General features: G+C 65.1%; 2 protein-coding genes and 1 pseudogene. 2 read left to right on the top strand and 1 reads right to left on the bottom strand.

Going from position 1 to position 1,680, the window contains the following annotated elements; genetic code table 11:
- Positions 1-216 precede the first annotated feature (216 nt).
- Both ACEN88_RS31070 and ACEN88_RS31065 read left to right on the top strand, forming a co-directional pair.
- On the top strand, positions 217-684 hold the full coding sequence (locus tag ACEN88_RS31070) for an SRPBCC family protein (RefSeq protein WP_413345937.1): 468 nt from the start codon (positions 217-219) through the stop codon (positions 682-684).
- Positions 671-1,027 carry an ArsR/SmtB family transcription factor gene (locus tag ACEN88_RS31065; RefSeq protein WP_413345935.1) on the top strand — a complete coding sequence of 119 codons (357 nt, stop codon included), beginning with the start codon at positions 671-673 and terminating at the stop codon, positions 1,025-1,027. Before ACEN88_RS31070 ends, ACEN88_RS31065 begins: the two co-directional genes overlap by 14 nt.
- 23 nt (positions 1,028-1,050) lie before the next feature.
- Here ACEN88_RS31065 and ACEN88_RS31060 read toward each other — a convergent pair.
- A pseudogene (locus ACEN88_RS31060) lies at positions 1,051-1,278 on the bottom strand (tautomerase family protein); the annotation flags it as partial.
- Positions 1,279-1,680: the final 402 nt, after the last annotated feature.

Below are 1,680 nucleotides of genomic sequence, written 5' to 3'. Positions count from 1 at the left end.
CCACCACGCGGCGAAGCGCGCCCTCGGCGAGCGCGGCCCCGCGTGGTGGACGGACGGCGCGCCCGATTACAACCGGCGGCTCGTCGCCAACACGCCGTACGCGGACTGGTACGCCGCGCTTCATCTTCCGTGAGTTGCGTATTCGCGCATGCTGTCCTACACTGCGTAATAAGCAACCATCTGGTTGCATATTAAAACGCGACAAGGAGAGCCATCATGGAGCACACATCCGAAACGGACCGCATCGAACGCAGCATCGTCATCGACGCGCCGCGCGCAAAAGTGTGGGACGCGCTGGCCGACGCCGAGGCCTTCGGCAACTGGTTCGGCGCCGACCTGAAGGGCCAGACGTTCGCACCGGGCCAGCGTGCACGCGGGAACATCACCTACCCGGGCTACGAACACCTCCATTTCGACGTGCTCATCGACCGCATGCAGCCGCTCGAACTGCTGTCCTTCCGCTGGCATCCCTACGCGATCGATCCCGCCGTCGACTACAGCGCGGAACAGCCGACGCTCGTCACGTTCACGCTCGCCGACGCCGGAAACAACCGTACTTTGCTGACGATCGTGGAATCGGGCTTCGACAACGTCCCGCCACACCGGCGGCTGGAGGCATTCCGCATGAACGGCGCCGGCTGGGATGCGCAGCTGACGAACATCGTCCGCCATGTCGCGGCCTGATGCCGCGCTGCGCGACCTGGTCGATGCCGGTCCGGCGCTGGCGAACGTGTTCGCGGCGCTGGGAGACGCCACGCGGCTGACGCTCGTCGCGGCCCTGTGCGCGGGCGGCGCCCTCTCGATCGCGCAACTGACCGCCAGCACGCACATCAGCCGGCAGGGTGTGACCAAGCATATGCAGGTCCTCGCCCAGGCCGGTATCGTCCACGACGTCAAGGTCGGACGGGAGCGGAGATGGACGCTGGACACGGCGCAGCTGGACGCCGCCAGGCGCACGCTGGAAGTCATCGGCCGTGAGTGGGACGTCGCCCTGGCGCGGCTCAAGGCGTTCGTCGAATCGGGATGACCTGGCAGGCGCAATCCGCGGTGATACCGGTATTCCTGGGTATGCCCGCCGTGGCCGTAGGAAGCGGCGCGGACGTCCCGCACGCAGATGTAGCTTTCCTCGTGCACCTTCCCCAGGATGCCGGCGAAGCCGTCGAACGCTTCCCGGATGTACCGCGCCTTGTCGTCCTTCGTATTCGTCTCGTCGGTGATCTTGATGTCGAAGTAGAAGCTGCTCTTGCCGTGCTCCGTGAGCGACTTGCCGCCGACGATCGTGCTCGCGCAGCCGTCGGAGGACTGCCTCGACACGCTGCCAAACGCCAGCTTTCGTCCACTCGTGGAGCCGGCACCAACAAGTCACGCCACTGCCGCAGCCGGGTTCGCGTGGCACCTATTCCCACGGTATCCCGGTTAGGGTCGCGCGATCGTTGATACGTGGCCGTCCGCCCTTCGGCGATCTGCTGTGAATCGGGAGATGCGCTGCTGCGAACGACCAAAGGTCTTCGGGGAGAAGTGCTTGGGCCATGGCGTCAGTCCGTCTGGGAACACGGCCGCGATCTTCGCTGCAGAACTACGGCCGTGTAAGTCCGCTATCGACCCAGGCTGTGTAAAAACGTAGGCCGGTGTAAACGAAACGGGTCCGGTAAACGTTGAGGAAGTATCTCATCACTGGGG

Origin of the sequence: Massilia sp. CT11-108 (assembly GCF_047302915.1) — a bacterium.
Taxonomy (GTDB): Bacteria; Pseudomonadota; Gammaproteobacteria; order Burkholderiales; family Burkholderiaceae_D; genus Telluria; species Telluria orientalis.
The sequence above is the reverse complement of the archived record's forward strand: the minus strand, read 5'-3'. Positions and strand labels throughout refer to the sequence as shown.